This window comes from Blastocatellia bacterium (assembly GCA_035573895.1).
In the GTDB taxonomy this organism is placed as follows: Bacteria; Acidobacteriota; Blastocatellia; order HR10; family HR10; genus DATLZR01.
In genome coordinates this window covers 1-18736 of the sequence record DATLZR010000039.1, presented here as the reverse complement: position 1 = coordinate 18736, position 18736 = coordinate 1, and the positions used below count along the sequence as shown (strand labels likewise).

Genomic DNA, 18736 nt, shown 5'->3' with positions numbered 1-18736 from the left:
TTTGGGCGGCGCGGGCCGATTCCTGCATGACGTCGCCTAACTGTCCGGTGAGCGTCAAACCTTTCCCACCGGGAAGCAGAGTGGCCTCGACGTAGAGGACTTCGCCGCCGGTCTCCGTCCAGGCCAGCCCCGCCGCCACTCCCGGAGGCAACTGACGGCGAGCTTCCTCGGTGAAGAACTTCTCCGGTCCGAGGTAATCTTTGAGGTCGGCGACGGTCACGGCTGATTTCGGCGGATTCCCTTCAGCAACCTGACGGGCGATTTTGCGGGCGATTTGACCGATGGCGCGTTCCAGTTGTCTCACGCCGGCTTCGCGCGTATAGCGGGCGATGATGCGTTTGAGGACGTCATCATCGAGAACGAGTTGATCCTTTTCCAGTCCGTTCTCCTCGATCTGTCGGGGGACGAGATACCGCTTGGCGATCTCCAGTTTTTCCTCCTCGCTGTAGCCGGGGAGACTGAGCACTTCCATGCGATCCCGCAGGGCCGGAGGGACGGTGGCCAGCGTGTTGGCCGTGCAGATGAAGAAGACGCGCGAGAGATCAAACGGCAGATCGAGGTAATGATCGCGGAAAGTATGGTTCTGCTGGGGATCGAGGATCTCCAGCAGGGCGGCCGCCGGATCACCGCGAAAATCGGCTCCCAGTTTATCAATTTCATCGAGCATGAGGACGGGATTGTTCGTCCCGGCCCGTCGCAAGGCTTGAATGATGCGCCCGGGCAAAGCGCCGACGTAGGTGCGACGGTGGCCGCGCAGTTCGGCCTCATCGCGGACGCCGCCCAGGCTCATACGCTCGAATTTTCGCCCCAGGGCGCGGGCGATGGATTGACCGAGACTCGTCTTGCCGACACCCGGCGGACCGACGAAGCAAAGGATCGGACTCTTCGCTCCCGGCTTGAGCTTGAGGACGGCGAGGAATTCGAGAATGCGATCCTTGATCTTCTCCAGATCATAGTGATCGTCGTCGAGGACCTGGCGCGCATGAGCCAGGTCGAGATTATCCTCAGTACTTTTCCTCCAGGGGAGTTCGAGAATCCATTCGAGATAGGTGCGAATGACGTGATATTCGGGAGCCGCTCCGGGGAGTCGTTCCAGGCGCTTGAGTTCCCGCGTGGCCTCGGCGCGAACTTCGTCGGGAAGATCGGCGGCTTCGAGTCGCTCGCGCAGCATGTTGATCTCGGCCTGCTCCGGTTCTTCCTCGCCGAGTTCCCGCAGGATGGCCTTCTGCTGCTGCCGGAGGAAGTATTCCCGCTGCGCCTTATCCATTTCGGCCTGAGCTTCCCCGGCCAGTTTCCGCCGAAGTTCGAGGATCTCGACTTCCCGCGTGAGATACGAATGCATCAGTCGGAGAATCTCCCGCCGGGTGGGAGCCTCCAGCAAGGCCTGTTCCTTCTCCACGTCCAGGTTCAGCAACATGGCCAGTGTGTAGGCCAGGCGAACCGGATCCTCCGTCGTCGAAGTGATGGCGTTGACGACCTCGGGAGGAACATTCGGCAACAAGCTGAGGCCCCGCTGAACCAGCTCCAGGATATTGCGGTGGAGGGCTTCGATCTCCAGACTCTCATCCTGAGGCTGCTCGATGATCTCCACCCGAGCGCTGAGGTAGCGATTCCCCTCGATGAATTCCAGGACCCGAACCCGCTCCAGTCCCTGAACGAGGATCTGGGTCGTGTCCTCGGATGTGCGCAGCATCTTCTTGATCACGACGAGCGTGCCGACCGTGTAAAGGTGCTCGGCTCTCGGTTCCTCTTCCACCTGTTGCTTCTGAGCGATCGTCACCATGAGCTTTTCTTCGCTCGCCACAGCCGTTTCAACAGCGGCCACCGAGCGCGGTCGGCCCACCACGAGCGGAACCGGAATCGAGGGAAAGACCACCGTGTTCCGCAGCGGGAGCACGGGAAGCTCCATGATCTTTCGTTCCCCGCTTGCCGAGGTTGGTTCAACGATGGCAGTTGGCTCCTGGCTCACTTCTATCTCCCCCTTCATAGTCTCTGAACACGATGCAATCTGCCGGAAACGTAATCCGAATCAGTCCCTCCGGCAGCATCGCCGTGCCCGCCGATGATGAAGAACCCCCGGCTAATCACCCTCATCGCAGAGCAAACGAATAATGAGCAGCCCGTTGATATATTCCGTCTCAACGACCCGCGGCCTCACTTCGAAGGGCAGGGTGATGACCCGCTCAAACGGTCCGTAGACGATTTCCATCTGGTAGCACTCGCCGATATTTTCCGTGTCCCGACGGACTCCCCGAACGTGAAGATGAGAACCTTCCAGACACAGCTCAATATCGCTCGGACGCGTTCCTGCCAGCTCCACTTTGATCATCCAGCCATCCGGGGTGCGGTAGACATCGGCGGCGGGAATCCATCGTCCTTCGGACAAACTGGCCCCGTGGCTGATGAACAGCAGCAAATCTTCTCGTCTCGCCATGAACTCAGCTCCCTTCCCCCTGGCTCGCGGCGTCCTCACCGTTCGCTAGAGGGCGCGAATGACAATGAGCGTCACATCATCCGATTGTTTGTCGTCAGCCTCATGCCGACGAACATCCTCGATGATGGTATCGCACAGAGCATCGGCATCCAGCGACAGATTCTGCCGCACGACGCTTTCCAGCCGGTGCAGGCCATAAGGTTCACCCTCGGTGTTTTCCGCTTCGGTGACTCCATCGGTGTAGAGGATGAGGGCATCCCCCGGTGAGAAGTAGACGATATCTTCTGAGTACCGGGCTCTCTTGAGGACACCGAGCGGGATGCCGCCGGTGGTGAGCAGGCGAACCGGCTCCCCCCGGCGAATGAGAAGCGGCGGGTTGTGTCCGGCGTTGAGATAGAACATTCGCCGTCCTTCTCGGTCGAGTTCTCCATAGAAGGCGGTGACGAAGTGACGCTCCTCCAGACTCCGCATGAGCAGGTCGTTGAGCCGATGGAAAACCGAGCGCAGAGCGAAATCATTTCCCAGCAGCGCGTGAAGATATGCGCGGAACGTAGCCATGATCAACGCCGCCGGAATGCCCTTGCCCGACACATCGGCGATGACAATCCCCGTGCGACCATCAGCGACCTCGATAAAATCGTAGTAGTCCCCGCCGACTTCGGCTGAAGGGATCATGGTCCCGGCAATTTGAAAGTTCCTGACTGTCGGCGGCCCCGCCGGCATGAGGGCTTCCATGACCTGTCGGGCAATGCGCAGCTCGCTCTCCAGCCGACGCTTTTCGACAAGTTGAGCGTGAAGATTGGCTTTCTCGATGGCGATAGCTGCCAGGCTGGCGAACATGCTCAGGAGTTCAAGGTCGCTCTCCGAGTAGGCATTCGGTCTGTCCGATTCCAGGTTGATCACACCGATCATCGCCCCGCCACTGCCGATCAGAGGCGCCGCCAGCTCCGATCGCGTTTGGTCTCGAACACGGAGATAGTGGGGATCCCGATTGACATCGGCAACGACGACGCCCCGGCCTGTTTGCATCACATGGCCGACGATGCCCCGCCCATAGCCGATGGGCTCAGCATCAAAAAGAGCCCGATCGTAGCCGATCACCTCAAACCCGTGGAGGAGTTTCGTCTCGGGATCGAAAACGAAAATCCCCGCGGCATTGTAAGGAATCATGGTCTTGACGGCTTCCAGGATTCCGTGCAGCGTCTCCCCCAGATCGAGCGAGACGCTCACCAGGCGGAACGTTTCGATGAGCGCCTGGAGCTTGTCCTCAAGCTGCGTCACGTTGTTTTGAAGCCGCTGAACGTCACTCATTCTGACCATGAATTCCCCGCTTGATCATCGGTTAAGTCTACTCGAAGCGAAATCGTTCCGCCAAGACGCCCGGTTTCCCCCTTCTACCAATCGTCATAGCGCCAGCGATCACGCCCGACCGGGAACGAGGGGCGTCGTTTGAAAAGACCGACCAGCAGGACTCCGGCGAGAAATCCGCCGATGTGCGCCCACCACGCGACGCCGCCCGTTTGCGCCGACTCCACCCCCAGCGTCAACGCGCCGTAGAAAAATTGCTGAAGGAACCAGAAACCGAGGAAAAAGAAGGCGGGGATTTCAATGAACTGAAGGAAAATCCAGATGGGCACGAGCGTCACAATACGAGCACGGGGAAACAACATGAAATAAGCTCCGAGAACCCCGCCGATGGCACCGCTGGCTCCCAGGCTGGGAACCTGAGAGTCGCTGTTGGCCAGAATATGAGCCACCGTAGCAACAACGCCGCAAAGCAGGTAGAAGACGAGAAACCGGGCATGGCCCATGCGGTCTTCCACATTGTCGCCAAAGATCCACAGGTAGAGCATGTTCCCTCCCAGATGGAGCCATCCCCCGTGCAAAAACATGGCGAAGAAGATGGGCAGCACCAGGTCCTCCGCCTCGTAGCGATGCACTTGCCCCCACCAGTCGACATAACCCACTGAGAAATAACGGGCCGGAACGACGGCGTAGCTCTGGAAGAAGGCTTCAAGCTCAGCCGGTCCCAGCATCACCTCGTAGAGGAAGACGAGGACGTTGATGACGATCAACACCGTCGTGATGATGGGATAGCTGCGGGAGGGGATATTATCGTGCAGTGGAATCATAGCCTCCGATCCTTAACTGCATCCCGCGGCCTACTCATGCGCGGGCGCCCCTGCCTCGATCAATCCGCTGCGGAACGTCTCATTCACCATCTGCATCATTGCCCACACGTGGAAGACAATCATAGCCGCCGGCGCGCCGGCGAGCAAGTCGCCCACGCCAATGTGCCGGAGATGCTGTCGCTCATGAGAGCCGGCGTCATCCGGTGAGGATGAGCAATTGTTTTGGCGCATCTCCAACGCGCCGTTGATGAATTCGCGTCGCGTTTTCCCGACGTTTCACGTCGGGCTACCGTCGCGTGGGCCGCTTCCGCGGCCCATTGTTTTGAACGTTGCCCGTCGGGGGGCGCATCCTCAATACGCCGTTCACCAATCCCGCCGTTGATCCACACGATTGGCGTCTCCGTCTTTGTCCGGGCGTCGGCAGACGCCCCCCAAGAGGGTAGCCAGACGTGCAACGTCTGGATGCACGCGAAATAGAACGACGCGCCTTGAAGAGGCGCAAGAACGATGGGTTTATCCCATTCGATCCGTCGCCGCAATCGTTCGGGGGCCGGGAGCCCGCGTGCGGTGGCCTCGGGCGTCTTCAACGCGCCGTCATTTTTCGTCTCGCGTTTTCCAGACGTTTCACGTCTGGCTACCTTCGGGTGGCCGCTTGCGCGGCCCATTGCCCCTTGAACAATTGCACCTGGCGGCGCGTGTTGCAACATGCGGTTCGTCTTCTGGGAGCGGCCGCATCGTGCGGGCCCACTGGCGCCTCTTCAACGCGCCGTTCGTTTTCGGGTCCCGTTTCTACCCCGCACCAGCGCATGTGGCGAGGATCAAATCGGCACCTTTGCCACTCTCCGGAGCAAGCCGCTTGATTTTGCTGCATCTTCGGGCTATCATTTGGTTCTAAAATTTCAAGCGGGTTGGGGTTGGAGATGAGTGGGCTTGGCAGCCCACTTTTTTTTGGCAATGGCAAGCTTGGTTGAAAGGATTACAGAGATTGTCGAGCCGGTGGTGGTTGCCGCCGGCTATGAGCTGGTCCACCTGGAACTGGTGGGAAACCGGCGCAATATGGTTTTGCGTTTGTATGTTGATCGGCCGGGCGGTGTCACTGTGGATGATTGTGCCGTGGTCAGCGAGCGCGTTGGTGTGGTGCTGGACGTCGAGGATCCCATTGCCCATAGCTACACGCTGGAAGTCTGCTCCCCGGGCATCGAACGCGGACTCTACAAAAAGACTGACTACCAGCGATTTGCCGGCCAGCAGGTGAAAATTGAGACGTGGCAGCAGATCGAAGGGCGACGGCACTTCTACGGGGAGCTGGTGGGAATCGGACCCGATGACCTGGTGACGGTGCGCGAGCGCATCCTCCAGCGAGAGATCGCCATCCCCTACAATACGATTCGGAAGGCTCATCTCACCTTCCGATGGCCGAAATGAGAGATCGGCCCGGGATCAACCGACGATCTTGAGGACGAGGTCAGAGGACTATGCCAAACAATGCGAGTCCAATCGCTGAGAACATTGAATTGCTCGCTCGGGAGAAGAATATTCCCCTGCAGGTCATCATCAGCGCCGTCACCGAGGCTGTCCTGAAAGCCTATCAAAAACAGTATAAAGCGACGGGCGAGGATCTCGATGCCCGTTACAACCCCGAGACGGGACAGATCGAGATCTATGCGCGGAAGGTCGTCGTCGAACACGTCACGGACCCCGCTCGGGAGATCAGCCTGGAGGAAGCCAACGAACTCGTGGAAGGAGCCGAAGTGGGTGATATGCTGGAGATCCCCCGACCGTTCGAGGGAGGGCGCATTGCCGCTCAAACGGCCAAACAGATCCTCACCCAGAAGGTCCGCGAAGCCGAACGCACGAACATTTACGATGAATATATCGGGCGGGTCGGCGAACTGGTCAGCGGGTTCGTCAAACGCTATGAGAAGCGAGGCGATCTGGTCGTTGATCTGGGCACGGTGGAGGCGCTGCTGCCGCGCAGCGAACAATCCAAGGCGGAGAGATATTCGCTCGGCGAACGCATTCGCGCCGTCATCAAGGAGGTGACCAAAGAAGTTAAGAACACCTACGGACTGCAGATCATTCTCTCGCGGACGGCTCCGGAACTCCTCATGCGCCTGTTCGAGATGGAGGTGCCGGAAATTTACGACGGAACGGTTCAAATCAAAGCCTGCGTGCGAGAACCCGGCGAACGCGCCAAGATTGCTGTGGTCTCCACTGACCGGGATATTGATCCGGTGGGGGCGTGCGTGGGAATGAAGGGAAGCCGCGTGCAGGCCGTCATTCGGGAACTGCACGGGGAAAAGATTGACATCATCGAGTGGTCGGACAATCCCGCCAAGTTTGCTGCCAATGCCCTGAGTCCGGCCAAGGTCAGCCGGGTTGAGATCGTGGATCCGGTGCAGCGTCGGATCGAGGTGATCGTCGAAGACGACCAGCAATCGCTGGCCATCGGCAGAGCGGGGCAAAATGTCCGGCTGGCAGCCAAACTCATCGGGTGGAATATTGACATCCGCAGCGAATCGGAGGTCAAACGGGAAATTGCGGCTCAGATGGAACAGTTCGTCACACAGGGAGGAACTCCGCTGCGGACGATGGAGGGGCGCGTTCCCGCACCCTGGATTGATCGTCTTGTGGGCCAGGGGATCACTACGGTTGAGCAGGTGCTTCAGGTGGGAGTGGATGGCATCGCCGAGAAGCTCAATTGCAGTTACAACGAGGCCAGCACTCTCGTTGCTACTGCTCAGGAACTCGTGCAGGCGAGGAAAGAGAACGCGGCGGAGGCGACATCTGCCGCCGGCCTTTCGGCTGCCGCAAAAGCGGAGCCGGAGGGAGTGACCCCTTCGGAGATGAGCACCTGACATCGGGTAGAATCGGTAGGGCCTCCGAGGATGACTCCCCCGGAGGCCTCGGTGATCCGGGAGGGATGACGAGGAAACGAGAGGAAAAGAAGGGATGAAAAAGGTCCGCATCTACGAGCTTGCCAGAGAGCTGAAGGTCGAGCCGAAAAAGATCATCGAAGAGGCTCGGCGTCTGGGCATTGATGTGAGTGTTCCGTCCAATACACTCACCGAGGATCAGGTCGAGCAAATTCGGTCCAAGTACTACAAGAAGCCGGAGACGACGCGGCTTCAGGTTCGGCTGGTGAAGAAGCCCAAGCCGGCGGAGGTGGAGGAGCCCGTGTCGGAACCCGCACCGGTGCGCGAAGAAGCTCCGCCGCCCCCACCGAAGAAAGTGGAAGAGGAACCGGAACCCGTCGTGCAACCGGCACGCGCCATGAAGGTGACGCCGTTGAAGCCGGTGGCTCCGCCACCGCCTCCTCCCCCTCCGCCGCCTCCTTCGGTTGTTCCCGCGGTAGCTGCGGAAGCCGCACCGGCGCCGGTGGCCCAGAAGCCGGAACCGGCACCTGTACCGGAGGCTCCTGCGGCCAGCCCGCCGGAATCACTGCCCGCTCCCGAACCCGCTCGTCCCACGCCGCGGACGCAGGTGATCGTGCTCAAGCCGTCGGGAGCGGTTCAGCCTCCTGCGCCCGCACCAACAGAAGTTCCCACCGTCTACGTGCCTCCGCGCGATGATCGCCGGCGGCGGCGTTATCCTCGAGCGGCACGTCCTCAGCCAGCCAAGGCCGAACCGGCGGCGGAAACATCGGTGGTGACGGTCCCTGTGGCTCCGCCTCCGGTCCGGGCGATCAAACCCATCAAGCTGATGGAAGGGGTCACCGTCCGCGAGTTCTCCGAAGCCCTCCAGGTCGCGCCCCGCGAAGTCGTGCGACGACTGATGCAACGAGGCATCCTGGCGACCATCAATCAAACGCTCGACCCGGAGGTCGCTCGGGAGATCGGCAAAGAACTCGGTTATGATGTGCACTTCACGAGCTTCGAGGAGCTTGTCGAGGAGAAGGAGATCGAGCGGTTGATCGAAGCGGGAGAGGAAGAAGAGCTGGTGCCCCGGGCGCCGGTGGTCACCGTCATGGGCCATGTGGATCATGGGAAGACGAGTCTGCTCGATGCTATTCGGGAAACGCATGTGGCCGAGCGCGAAGCCGGAGGCATCACCCAGCATATCGGGGCGTATGTGGCGACAGTTCCCGATCCCGATGACCGCAGCAAGAGTCGTCGCATTGTCTTCCTCGACACGCCGGGTCACGAAGCCTTCACCTTGATGCGGGCGCGGGGCGCACAGGTGACCGACATCGTCGTTCTCGTCGTGGCCGCCGATGATGGCGTCATGCCGCAGACCATTGAGGCCATCGAACACGCCCGCGCCGCCAACGTCCCCATCATCGTGGCCATCAACAAGATTGATAAACCCGAGGCTAATCCCGAGCGCGTCAAGCAGGCGCTGGCCGAAGTGGGCCTGCTCTGGGAAGGCTGGGGCGGAAAGACCGTCATGGTTGAAGTCTCGGCCAAGCGTCGGATCAATCTCGACGCGTTGCTGGAGATGATCATCCTCACCGCCGACCTCCTGGAGCTGAAGGCGAATCCCCATCGAAAAGCCGTGGGCACGGTATTGGAGGCCAAACTCGATAAAGGGCGCGGTCCAGTGGCGACTGTTCTGGTGCAGCAGGGAACGTTGCGGGTCGGCGATCCGTTCGTCGTCGGAGCCACCTATGGAAAAGTGCGGGCGCTGTTTGACGACCTCGGTCGTTCGCTGAGCGCTGCAGGACCGGCCACGCCGGTTGAGGTCATCGGCCTGGAGACCGTCCCTCAGGCGGGCGATAAGCTCGTCGTCGTCGAAGACCTGACCACGGCCGAGAAGATCGCTTCCATGCGCCAGCTCGAACAACGCCAGGCCAAAGCGCGGGCGACGGCCGCCGCCAGCCTCGAACAGCTCTATCAACGCATGCAGGCCGGTCAGGTCAAAGAGCTTCAGGTCATCCTCAAGGCCGATGTCCAGGGCTCGCTCGAAGCTCTGCGGCAAACCCTGGAGAAACTCTCCAGCGACAAAGTCAAAGTGAGCGTCATCCGCGCCGGTGTGGGAGCCATCACCGAGTCCGATGTTCTGCTGGCCGCCGCCTCCAACGATATGCAGCGCACGGCCATCATCATCGGGTTCAATGTCCGACCCGAACAACGAGCCCGCGAAGTGGCCGAGCAGGAGAACGTGGATATTCGTCTCCACTCGATCATCTACAAAGTCGAGGAGGAGATTCGCAACGCCATGCTCGGACTCCTGGCCCCCGAGGAGAAAGAAGTCACCCTCGGCCGGGCCGAAGTCCGTCAGGTCTTCCGCATCGCCAAAGTGGGCAACGTGGCCGGATGCCTGGTCACCGATGGGGTCATCAGGCGGAATTCGCTCGTCCGCGTCCTCCGCGATCACGTCGTCGTCTATCAGGGAACGATTGGCTCCCTCAAACGCTTCAAGGAAGATGTCAGTGAGGTGAAGGCCGGATTTGAGTGCGGTATTGGCATTCAGGGATTCAACGACATCAAAGAGGGCGATGTGATCGAAGCCTACGTGATCGAGAAGGTCGCCCAAACGTTGTGATTCGGGGCCGAGCGTCCCCACCGAGCGATAGGCGCGCCCGGCGAAGCACCGGCAGAGGCGGCTTGTGGACCGAGAGAGGCGACGATGAAGAAGTATCGGCCCGAACGAATCGCCGAACTCTTGAAGGAAGAGGTGAGCGAGATCGTCGGCTATGAGATGAACGATCCTCGCCTCGGTCTGGTGACGATCACCCGCGTCACCGTCAGTCCCGATCTGCGCCACGCCAAAATTTACGTCACGCATCTCGGTCCGGCCGAGGATCGAGACCAAACGGTGGCCGTCCTCAACCACGCGGCCGGATATATTCGGCGGCAGCTCTTCCCCCGGCTGCATCTGCGGGTGATTCCCGAGCTGACGTTCGCCTATGATGACTCCATCGCCCGCGCCGCCCGCATCGAGGATGTGCTTCAGGAGATTCGTCAACAGGCCGGTGAGTCCGAATCACATCAGCCTCCGGCAGGAGAACCTTCCTCCGATTCCCTTTCCGACTGAGACCATCCCATAGAGAGAGCGGGTCATGCTGATTGTGATGGAAAAGACAGCGACGGATGAACAGATCGGGGCCGTCGTTGCGAAGATCGAAGCTCTTGGCTTTCGCGCCCACGTCATCCCGGGGGCGCAGCGCACGGCCATCGGCATCACGGGCAATCCGGGACCGCTCGATCCGGGATTGTTTGAAGGCATGCCCGGGGTCGTTGATGCCGTTCCCGTTTCCCGGCCCTACAAGCTCGTCAGCCGTGAGGTCAAGCCGGAACGAACCATTGTGCGCGTCGGCGATGTCGAGATCGGCGGTGAGCAGATCGCCATCATCGCCGGTCCCTGCGCCGTCGAAAGCTACGAGCAGACGATGACTATCGCCGACGCGGTCAGCCGTCTCGGCATCCGGCTCTTTCGCGGCGGCGCGTACAAACCGCGCACCTCGCCCTATTCGTTCCAGGGATTGGGCGTGGAGGGTCTCAAGATTCTCGCCGAGGTGCGCGCCCGGTTCGGATTGAAGATCGTCACCGAGGCGATTGACCAGGAGAGCGCCGATTGGGTCGAGCGCTACGCCGACGTGATGCAAATCGGCGCGCGCAATATGCAGAACTTCAGCCTGCTTCGTCGCGCGGGTCAGGCGCGGATTCCCGTCCTGCTCAAGCGAGGCCTCTCGGCCACGCTCGAGGAATTGTTGCTGGCGGCCGAGTACATCCTGGCCGAAGGCAATTACAACGTCATCCTCTGCGAGCGCGGCGTGCGAACCTTCAATCAGTATACCCGCAACACGCTCGACCTTTCGATCGTCCCGGCGGTGCATCGTCTCAGCCATCTCCCCATCCTCGTTGATCCCAGTCACGGCACGGGTCAGCGCGACAAGGTCATCCCGATGGCCCGCGCCGGCGTCGCCGTGGGAGCTGATGGGATCATGGTCGAAGTTCACCACCAGCCCGATCGCGCTCTCTCCGATGGTCCGCAGGCCCTCACCCTGGAAATGTTTCGCGATATGGTCGAGCAAGTCCGCGAGATCGCTGCCATCATACAAAAGGCCGAGCGAACACTACAGCCGTCATGAGGGAGCATCCCTGCGGGTGATCTCCCACCGCCATCATGAACGCCGATCCTCACCGCCCGACCTGGGTCGAGATCAATCTCGATCATCTCGTCCACAATTTTCGCGCCGTGCGATCCTATGTGAGTGACGGGGTCAAGATCTGCGCTGTGGTCAAAGCCGATGCCTACGGTCATGGCGCCCTCCCGGTGGCGCAGACGCTGGAGCGAGCCGGAGCCGATGAGTTCGCCGTCGCCCTGCCCGAAGAGGGAGTGATGTTGCGAGAGGCGGGAATTTCTCGCCCCATTCTCTGTCTGGCTGGCTTCTGGCCCGGTCAAGAAGACATCCTTTTTGACTACCGGCTCACGCCCGTCATTTCAGACATCGCCGCAGCCGAACGTCTGGAGGCGAGGGCCCACGCGCGCGGGACGACCATGGCCATTCACCTGAAAGTGGACACCGGCCTCGGGCGACTCGGCCTGCCTCTCCAGGAGCTGAAAGATTTCCTCACGCGCTTCCGCCGTCTGACGCAACTGACACTGGACGGCCTGATGACGCATCTGGCGTCAGCGGGCGATCCGACAAAGGGTGGTGTTACGCTCGATCAGATTGAGCGATTCAACCAGGCCCTTCGTCAGATCGAGGCCGCCGGTTATCGGCCTCGCTCCCGCCACCTGGCGGCGAGCGCGGGACTCTATGGTTATCCTCAAGCGTGGGGAACGATGGTGCGACCGGGAGGTCTCCTCTACGGACTGTGGCGCGATGTTCTCCCTCCCCGATCACCTCTTGGACGCCCGCTGACCCTCAAGCCGGTTCTCTCGCTTCACACCCGCATCATGCTGGTGAAAACATTCGCCGCGGGAACGCCTCTGGGATATGGAGGGACATTTATCACCCGTCGCAAAAGTCGCATCGCCACCATTCCCATCGGCTACGCGGATGGGTACCGGCGCGCCCTATCCAACTGCGGGCGCGTCCTGGTGCGCGGCCGATGGGCTCCGGTTGTCGGACTCGTGAGCATGGATCTCACCATGATTGACGTGACCGATGTCCCCGAGGCTGCTCCGGGCGATGAGGTCGTCCTCATCGGCGAACAAAACGGACAAACGCTCACCGCCGAAGATCTCGCCGGAACCGTCGGAACTCTCTCTTACGAAATCACCTCCGGCATCGGCGGGCGCGTTCCGCGCCGCTTCGTGGGAACGGGTGAATGCTCTGATTGCGCGACCGATTCGAGGACATGATCAGAAGCGCACGCGAGTGCATCGGGGAGATTGCCCTGGGCCTTCTCCCGGTTGTGACGATCATCTGGGTCACGCCGCTTCTTTTCCGGGAACGAGAGGCATTTCTTCAGGCGAATTTTTACCTCTCGCTGCTGGCCTTCGTCATCGCCGCGGCATCGAATCTCCGTCATCGGGACACGCTCAAGACGCTGGGCGTGCGGCTGGATAATTTTTCGAGCGCCCTCCGGCTGCTGGCCCTGCCGACGGCTATTGCCGGACTCGTGATCGTCGCCATCGGCCTGGCTGCCGACAGTCTCGCCCTCGGCGACCGATTTTTCTTCCACCTGCGGACGCTTCCGCCGTGGGCACTGCTTCAACAGTACGCGCTTCAGGGATTCGTTCACCGACGGCTTCAGGATGCGTATGGTCGGGGCCGAAAGAGCATCCTCGGCACGGCGCTCGTATTCTCTCTGCTGCACCTGCCGAATCCGGTGCTCACCGTCGGGACATTTATCGGCGGAGCGGTGTGGGCGTGGGTCTTTTCCCAGCAGCCGAATCTTTTCGCGCTCGCTCTCTCGCACACGCTCGTCAGCGCCCTTCTGGCCAATGCCCTTCCTCGATCATTGCTTCAGAACATGAAGGTCGGCTGGGGATACTGGGGGCAGGTCCCCTGAATCCGAGGATCGCACCGAGAGGATGCCGCTCGGAAGGTCTCCTAGCGGGCGGCCTGGAGGATTCGCTGAGCGTCAGATTCCGCCGAGAAGAGGTAGGATTCGGCTCCGTAGACATCGCGTCGTTGCAGCGCGAGTCGAGCATAGTTCAGAGTGTTGGAGAGTCGCAGAGCCATCTGGCGAATTTCGTTCAAGCGAATCTGCATCTCGCTGAGTTGGGCTTCGGCCTCACCGGTTCGCGTGGGCGGAGTCTGCGAACCCGGCGGCGGGAAGATGATCTCCCCCGACGGCGTCACCGAAGCCATCGTCAGCAGTTTGAAAATCCAGCGATCGAGGCGCTCCAGTTCTTCCGGCGATAGCTTGGCGAGGCCGCAGGACTCAAAATCAGCGGGGGACATCGTCACCAGCACGGGTAGCGACGCATCCACCCCCGGCGGCGCTCCCGGAGCTGTTCGTCGTTCGGTGGATTCCTTCGTTCCCTCCGCTTTCTTACTGCTGACGCGACCGGCCTGTGGTCCCCACGAGGGCGTCGCCGGATCCACAAGAAACAGTGGCCCGTCAGGAGACACCGAGGGCCTGGGCAAAAAAGCTCCCCAGAATGCCAGCACGAGACCAATCATGATCAGTGGTCGTCGGGTCATAAAACCTCCTCTTCCGGCTGCTTTGACAGATGAGGCGGCTATAGGTTTTTCTCCGCTTCCAGAGTCCGGCGGATGGCATCGAGCAAGCCGTTGATGAATTGGGTGGCTTCGTAGGTGGAATAGCGACGGGCGATCTCCAGCGCTTCGTTGATCACAACGACCTTCGGCGTATCGGGCTCGTAAAGGAACTCATAGACGGCTAACCGGAGGATATTGCGATCCACCGTGGCCATGCGTTCGAGCCGCCAGTGTTCGGCTTTGGTGGCGATCAACCGATCAATCTCGTCGAGATGGTCGAGCGTTCCCCGGACGAGCCGTTCGGCGAAGGCTCGGACATCGGAATCGGCATCGTCGCGCAGTTCCCGCCAGTAGGTGCGGATCAGTTCCTCCACCGACTGCGGCACAATGTCGTGCTCGTAGAGCATCTGCATCGCTGATTCCCGAGCCTTGCGCCGTGATCCCATACGTCTCCGTTTCTGTCAAACATCGCGTCGTTTCTCATCACGCGCTCGCGCGTGATGAGCGAGGTTTCACAGCTCCCGACAGAGGTTCGCCATCTCCACAGCGGCCATGGCCGCCTCGAATCCCTTATTGCCGCTTTTGGCACCGGCGCGATTGATCGCCTGCTCCAGCGTATCAGCCGTGATGACGCCGAAGATAATGGGGACGCCGGTTTCCAGTGCCGCCAGGGCGATCCCTTTGGCCGCTTCGCTGGCGACGAGATCGAAATGAGGCGTCTCCCCCCGAATGATCGTGCCCAGGCAGATGATAGCATCCCACTTGCGCGTTGCCGCCAACCGCTTGGCCACAAGCGGAAGTTCTATCGAGCCGGGAACTTTATAAACGGCGATATTTTTTTCGTCGGCTCCCAACCGCTCGAGCGCATCGAGCGCCCCGGCCAGAAGCCGATTCGTCACGAAGTCGTTGAATCGGCTGACGACAAGAGCGATGCTGAGTCCTTCGGCCCGCAACGCTCCTTGAACAATTGGTGGTTCCATCATCTTTTCCCTTCGCGTGCCGGGCCAATTGTAGTGGCAACGACACCGGGATGCAAGGAGCGAGCCCGGACGAAACGTGCGGCGCACGCTTCCCTTGTGGCGCAGGCTTTCCAGCCTGCGTTTTCTTTCGCCGACGGGAATGTCGGCGCTACTTCCAGATGAGCCTCCGTCGGTTGGCGAATCTCACGGCTTTGCGCTAAAAGATTCCCGAACCGACATCATCGTGAGGAACAGATGACCAGAGCGGGACTGGTGGCCCATATTTTGATCGGCATCCCCGGCGCCGGCAAAAGCACACTCGCTCACCGATTGGCCGCCCGGTACAATCCGAGCACCATTGTCAGCTCCGATGAGATTCGCAAGCACCTCTACGGGGATGAATCTATCCAGGGTCATCCGGCCGATGTCTTTGGTCAGGCGCGGGCGGATTTGCTGGCGGCACTGCGAGCCGGACGCAGTGTCATCTACGACGCCACCAACATCAATCCCCGATTTCGCCGACTGACGCTTGGTGATCTCCGTCGTGAGGGAGCGGACTGGATCATCGGTTATTGGTTACAAGTTCCGTTGCATGTCTGTCAGCAGCGAAACCAGGCTCGCCACCGCACCGTTCCCGACGAGGTCCTCCGCCGCATGCTTCAGGAGCTTAACCGTTTCCCTCCCCGCTTCGCCGAAGGTTTCGATGAGATCATCATCCTCGGCGAAGATGTCGAACTCTGCGTCCCCTGACCAGAGAGCGTCGTTGTCACGGCCGTGAGAGTGGACGCTTGTTCCGACATCGGGTGTCTGGTGGACAAACTCTCCCGCGACCGACATAATTCCCCGTTCCGGGAGAACTGACCGACGGTCAAAGACAATCATGATGCAGACTCGCGTATCGCTATTGATCACCTGCGTGGTGGATCAATTCTTCCCCCTGGTGGGTGAGAGCGTGGTCCGGCTGCTTGAGCGATTGGGCGTTACTGTGACCTTTAATCCCCGGCAGACCTGCTGCGGCCAACCAGCCTTCAATACCGGCTATCGCCGGTATGCTCGCGATCTGGCCCGACGGATGCTCGACCTCTTCCCCGGAGATGATTACCTCGTCGCCCCATCGGGTTCCTGCGTGAGCATGATCCGGCTGTACTATCCCGAGCTGTTCAAAGACGATCCCCGGCTGGCCGAGCGAGCGCGCGCTCTCGGTCGGAGGGTCTACGAGCTGTCGGATTTTCTGGTCAACGTCCTGGGGGTCGAGGATGTCGGCGCACGGTATCGCGGGCGCGTGACCTATCACGACGGATGTCACCTCTTGCGGGAGCTGCGCGTGCGCGAGGAACCCCGACGCCTCATTCGCGCCGTGCAGGGGATCGAGTTCATCGAGATGGAGGAGGCCGATGCGTGTTGCGGCTTCGGCGGCACTTTTTCCGTGAAACTGGCCGGCGTCTCGGCAGCCCTGGCCCGCGACAAGATCGAAAGGATTCAGCGCACGGGAGCGGATGCGGTCATCGCCTGCGACAGCAGTTGCCTCATGCACATCGCCGGGATGCTCGGCCGATGCGGGTCCGCCATCCGAACGATGCATCTGGCCGAGTTGCTGGCCGCAGAGTGAAGTCACATTCTCGAATCGGTCAGCATCATCTGCAGGGATAGCACGCGATGCGACCGGCTGAGACGACGATGAAGGTCACCTGCGATCATTTCCTCGACAACGTGCGGGCGGCCCTGGCGGATGAGACGCTTCGGCGCGCTCTCCGCCGGGCGACGAGGAATTTCTCGGAGAAGCGACAACGCGCCCTGAGCGAGATGCCCGACTGGCACGAGCTGCGACAGCGGGCCCAAGAGATTAAAAGACATACACTCGAACATCTCGATCGGTACCTCGAAGAGTTCGCCGAGCGCGTCGTAGCTGCTGGCGGGCATGTGTTCTGGGCGCCCGATGGAGAATCCGCCTGTCGGTATGTCGTGGAACTGGCCCGGCGACACGGCGTCACGCTCGCCGTCAAGGGCAAGTCCATGCTGACCGAAGAGATCAGCTTGAACGATGCCCTGGAGCGAGCAGGCATCACGCCGGTGGAGACCGATCTCGGGGAATACATCGTTCAACTCGCCCACGAACCCCCGTCGCACATCATCGCTCCGGCCATTCACAAGAGCAAAGAGCAGGTCGCCGAATTGTTCAGAAACGCGCTCGGTACCACCGTGAGCGACGACATCGAGGAACTGACGCGCACAGCGCGGCGCACACTGCGCGAAAAATTTCATCGGGCGGGTCTGGGAATCTCGGGCGTGAACTTCGCCGTCGCCGAGACGGGAACCATCGTCCTGGTGGAAAACGAAGGAAATATCCGCCTGAGCACGTCCCTGCCGGAGGTTCATGTGGCCCTGATGGGAATCGAGAAGGTCATCCCGCGATGGGATGATCTGGCCGTTTTCCTGCGACTCCTTCCACGCAGCGCCACCGGTCAGAAGATGTCGGCCTACGTGTCGTTGCTCACCGGCCCGCGACGGCCCGACGAACCCGATGGACCCGACGAGCTGCACGTTGTGATTGTGGATAACGGGCGCTCGGCGATGCTGGCTGACCCCGACCTGCGACAGGCGCTCGCCTGCATCCACTGCGGCGCATGTTTGAATGTCTGCCCGGTCTATCGTACGATCGGCGGCCACGCCTACGGATGGGTCTATTCGGGGCCGATTGGCGCGATTCTCACACCACAACTGGTCGGTTTGCGTCAGGCGGGTCAGTTGCCGTTCGCTTCTTCGCTCTGTGGTGCCTGTCGGGATGCCTGCCCGGTGGGGATTGATTTCCCCCGACTGTTGCTCGCGTTGCGTCACCGGGCCATTGAAGGGACACCCGACCAGCGCCCCCGTCCCGCCTGGCGAGAACGGGTGGGCATGGCCCTGTGGGCCTTTGTGATGATGAGCGAGCGACGGTATCGGCTGGCCGCAACCCTCGCGCGCTGGGCGCAGAAACTTTTCGTCGCCGACGGAAGAATCCGGAGACTGCCGCTCTATCCCTTCTCCGAATGGACGAAAGATCGCGATCTGCCCCCACTTGCGCCCCAGCCGTTCCGCAAGCGATGGAAGGACCTTTCTCACCGCACCGAAAAATGATGACACACGGGGGATACAAACACGCTATTCTCACGGCCATTCGGGATAACCTGGCGATCGCTCAACGAGCACATGCCATAACCGTTGGTCGCGCCGAAGCCGCTCAGGATCGGTGGTCATCACCGAAGGGATTAGATCGCGACGCTCTCGTGCACCGGTTCATGGAAGAATTGAGAGCCCTTCGCGCCCACGTTTTTCTCGCTCGAACGAGCGAAGACGGGCGCGCTGGCGTTCGAGAGGTCATCCTTCAGCGCAACGTCCGTTCCGTCGCCCTCTCGGCGTCCCCCGTTATCCTCTCGCTCGGAGTCGCATCGTTGCTCGCCGAGATGGGAATCGAAATTATCCCCTTACCCGCCGACAACGCTCCCTCTACACGGCAGGAGTATAAGCACCGGCTGATGACGGCCGATCTCGGCATTACCGGAGCGGATTTCGGGCTGGCCGAGAGCGGGACTCTGGTCGTGCGAACGGGGCCGAGCGAAGGCCGCCTGGTTTCGCTCGTGCCACCGGTTCACATGGCCATTCTCACAGCCGA

The 18736-nt window shown here is 60.9% G+C and carries 19 protein-coding genes; 11 read left to right on the top strand and 8 right to left on the bottom strand.

The features are described from left to right. From lon to VNM72_04325, 5 genes are all read right to left on the bottom strand, one after another. On the bottom strand, positions 1-1909 hold a 1909-nt coding region (gene lon, locus VNM72_04345; protein HXF04629.1), incomplete at its 3' end, for an endopeptidase La. A 171-nt stretch (positions 1910-2080) separates the two neighbouring features. Next, positions 2081-2434 (bottom strand): Hsp20/alpha crystallin family protein, encoded by a 354-nt coding sequence (locus VNM72_04340; protein HXF04628.1) that lies wholly within the window; start codon positions 2432-2434, stop codon positions 2081-2083. A gap of 45 nt (positions 2435-2479) precedes the next feature. Continuing rightward, positions 2480-3745, bottom strand: coding sequence for a GAF domain-containing SpoIIE family protein phosphatase (locus VNM72_04335; protein HXF04627.1), 1266 nt, complete (start codon positions 3743-3745; stop codon positions 2480-2482). 83 nt (positions 3746-3828) lie between these two features. Next, positions 3829-4566, bottom strand: a complete 738-nt coding sequence (locus VNM72_04330) for a rhomboid family intramembrane serine protease (GenBank protein ID HXF04626.1) — start codon at positions 4564-4566, stop codon at positions 3829-3831. A 30-nt stretch (positions 4567-4596) separates the two neighbouring features. Beyond that, positions 4597-4797 carry a hypothetical protein gene (locus VNM72_04325; GenBank protein ID HXF04625.1) on the bottom strand — a complete coding sequence of 67 codons (201 nt, stop codon included), beginning with the start codon at positions 4795-4797 and terminating at the stop codon, positions 4597-4599. Positions 4798-5520: 723 nt separating this feature from the next. Here VNM72_04325 and rimP point away from each other — a divergent pair. The 7 genes from rimP (at position 5521) to VNM72_04290 (ending at position 13472) form a co-directional block, all read left to right on the top strand. Beyond that, entirely contained in the window at positions 5521-5991 is a 471-nt protein-coding gene (gene rimP, locus VNM72_04320) for a ribosome maturation factor RimP (protein ID HXF04624.1), read from the top strand. A gap of 50 nt (positions 5992-6041) precedes the next feature. Next, on the top strand, positions 6042-7424 hold the full coding sequence (gene nusA, locus VNM72_04315; GenBank protein HXF04623.1) for a transcription termination factor NusA: 1383 nt from the start codon (positions 6042-6044) through the stop codon (positions 7422-7424). A 94-nt stretch (positions 7425-7518) separates the two neighbouring features. Continuing rightward, positions 7519-10050, top strand: coding sequence for a translation initiation factor IF-2 (infB, locus tag VNM72_04310; protein ID HXF04622.1), 2532 nt, complete (start codon positions 7519-7521; stop codon positions 10048-10050). Between the two features lie 84 nt (positions 10051-10134). Further along, positions 10135-10542, top strand: a complete 408-nt coding sequence (gene rbfA / locus VNM72_04305; protein HXF04621.1) for a 30S ribosome-binding factor RbfA — start codon at positions 10135-10137, stop codon at positions 10540-10542. A 25-nt stretch (positions 10543-10567) separates the two neighbouring features. Beyond that, a complete protein-coding gene (gene aroF, locus VNM72_04300) occupies positions 10568-11599 on the top strand; it encodes a 3-deoxy-7-phosphoheptulonate synthase (GenBank protein ID HXF04620.1) in 1032 nt (343 codons plus the stop codon). A gap of 35 nt (positions 11600-11634) precedes the next feature. Further along, entirely contained in the window at positions 11635-12819 is a 1185-nt protein-coding gene (gene alr, locus VNM72_04295; GenBank protein ID HXF04619.1) for an alanine racemase, read from the top strand. Further along, positions 12816-13472 carry a CPBP family intramembrane glutamic endopeptidase gene (locus tag VNM72_04290; GenBank protein HXF04618.1) on the top strand — a complete coding sequence of 219 codons (657 nt, stop codon included), beginning with the start codon at positions 12816-12818 and terminating at the stop codon, positions 13470-13472. The genes alr and VNM72_04290 overlap by 4 nt, the downstream gene beginning before the upstream one ends. A gap of 41 nt (positions 13473-13513) precedes the next feature. Here the strand turns inward: VNM72_04290 and VNM72_04285 are convergent, their stop codons facing one another. From VNM72_04285 to ribE, 3 genes are all read right to left on the bottom strand, one after another. Then, positions 13514-14110 carry a hypothetical protein gene (locus tag VNM72_04285; GenBank protein ID HXF04617.1) on the bottom strand — a complete coding sequence of 199 codons (597 nt, stop codon included), beginning with the start codon at positions 14108-14110 and terminating at the stop codon, positions 13514-13516. 38 nt (positions 14111-14148) lie between these two features. Then, positions 14149-14574, bottom strand: a complete 426-nt coding sequence (gene nusB, locus VNM72_04280; protein HXF04616.1) for a transcription antitermination factor NusB — start codon at positions 14572-14574, stop codon at positions 14149-14151. 66 nt (positions 14575-14640) lie between these two features. Next, a complete protein-coding gene (ribE, locus tag VNM72_04275) occupies positions 14641-15111 on the bottom strand; it encodes a 6,7-dimethyl-8-ribityllumazine synthase (protein HXF04615.1) in 471 nt (156 codons plus the stop codon). Positions 15112-15342: 231 nt separating this feature from the next. Between ribE and VNM72_04270 the strand changes: the two genes are divergently transcribed. The 4 genes from VNM72_04270 to VNM72_04255 form a co-directional block, all read left to right on the top strand. After that, complete coding sequence (locus VNM72_04270; protein ID HXF04614.1) at positions 15343-15837, top strand: AAA family ATPase; 495 nt, start codon at positions 15343-15345, stop codon at positions 15835-15837. Between the two features lie 130 nt (positions 15838-15967). Further along, the gene (locus VNM72_04265; protein ID HXF04613.1) at positions 15968-16696 is read left to right on the top strand and encodes a (Fe-S)-binding protein; all 729 of its coding nucleotides are present in this window, start codon (positions 15968-15970) and stop codon (positions 16694-16696) included. Between the two features lie 47 nt (positions 16697-16743). Continuing rightward, positions 16744-18201 (top strand): LutB/LldF family L-lactate oxidation iron-sulfur protein, encoded by a 1458-nt coding sequence (locus VNM72_04260; protein HXF04612.1) that lies wholly within the window; start codon positions 16744-16746, stop codon positions 18199-18201. Further along, on the top strand, positions 18198-18736 hold a 539-nt coding region (locus VNM72_04255; GenBank protein ID HXF04611.1), incomplete at its 3' end, for an LUD domain-containing protein. The genes VNM72_04260 and VNM72_04255, both read left to right, overlap by 4 nt.

Bases quoted from the DNA above. Each gene is read 5' to 3' on its own strand.
- VNM72_04340 (HXF04628.1), bottom strand. From the start codon at position 2,434: ATGGCGAGACGAGAAGATTTGCTGCTGTTCATCAGCCACGGGGCCAGT.
- VNM72_04335 (HXF04627.1), bottom strand. From the start codon at position 3,745: ATGAGTGACGTTCAGCGGCTTCAAAACAACGTGACGCAGCTTGAGGAC.
- VNM72_04330 (HXF04626.1), bottom strand. From the start codon at position 4,566: ATGATTCCACTGCACGATAATATCCCCTCCCGCAGCTATCCCATCATC.
- VNM72_04325 (HXF04625.1), bottom strand. From the start codon at position 4,797: ATGCGCCAAAACAATTGCTCATCCTCACCGGATGACGCCGGCTCTCAT.
- rimP (HXF04624.1), top strand. From the start codon at position 5,521: ATGGCAAGCTTGGTTGAAAGGATTACAGAGATTGTCGAGCCGGTGGTG.
- nusA (HXF04623.1), top strand. From the start codon at position 6,042: ATGCCAAACAATGCGAGTCCAATCGCTGAGAACATTGAATTGCTCGCT.
- infB (HXF04622.1), top strand. From the start codon at position 7,519: ATGAAAAAGGTCCGCATCTACGAGCTTGCCAGAGAGCTGAAGGTCGAG.
- rbfA (HXF04621.1), top strand. From the start codon at position 10,135: ATGAAGAAGTATCGGCCCGAACGAATCGCCGAACTCTTGAAGGAAGAG.
- aroF (HXF04620.1), top strand. From the start codon at position 10,568: ATGCTGATTGTGATGGAAAAGACAGCGACGGATGAACAGATCGGGGCC.
- alr (HXF04619.1), top strand. From the start codon at position 11,635: ATGAACGCCGATCCTCACCGCCCGACCTGGGTCGAGATCAATCTCGAT.
- VNM72_04290 (HXF04618.1), top strand. From the start codon at position 12,816: ATGATCAGAAGCGCACGCGAGTGCATCGGGGAGATTGCCCTGGGCCTT.
- VNM72_04285 (HXF04617.1), bottom strand. From the start codon at position 14,110: ATGACCCGACGACCACTGATCATGATTGGTCTCGTGCTGGCATTCTGG.
- nusB (HXF04616.1), bottom strand. From the start codon at position 14,574: ATGGGATCACGGCGCAAGGCTCGGGAATCAGCGATGCAGATGCTCTAC.
- ribE (HXF04615.1), bottom strand. From the start codon at position 15,111: ATGATGGAACCACCAATTGTTCAAGGAGCGTTGCGGGCCGAAGGACTC.
- VNM72_04270 (HXF04614.1), top strand. From the start codon at position 15,343: ATGACCAGAGCGGGACTGGTGGCCCATATTTTGATCGGCATCCCCGGC.
- VNM72_04265 (HXF04613.1), top strand. From the start codon at position 15,968: ATGATGCAGACTCGCGTATCGCTATTGATCACCTGCGTGGTGGATCAA.
- VNM72_04260 (HXF04612.1), top strand. From the start codon at position 16,744: ATGCGACCGGCTGAGACGACGATGAAGGTCACCTGCGATCATTTCCTC.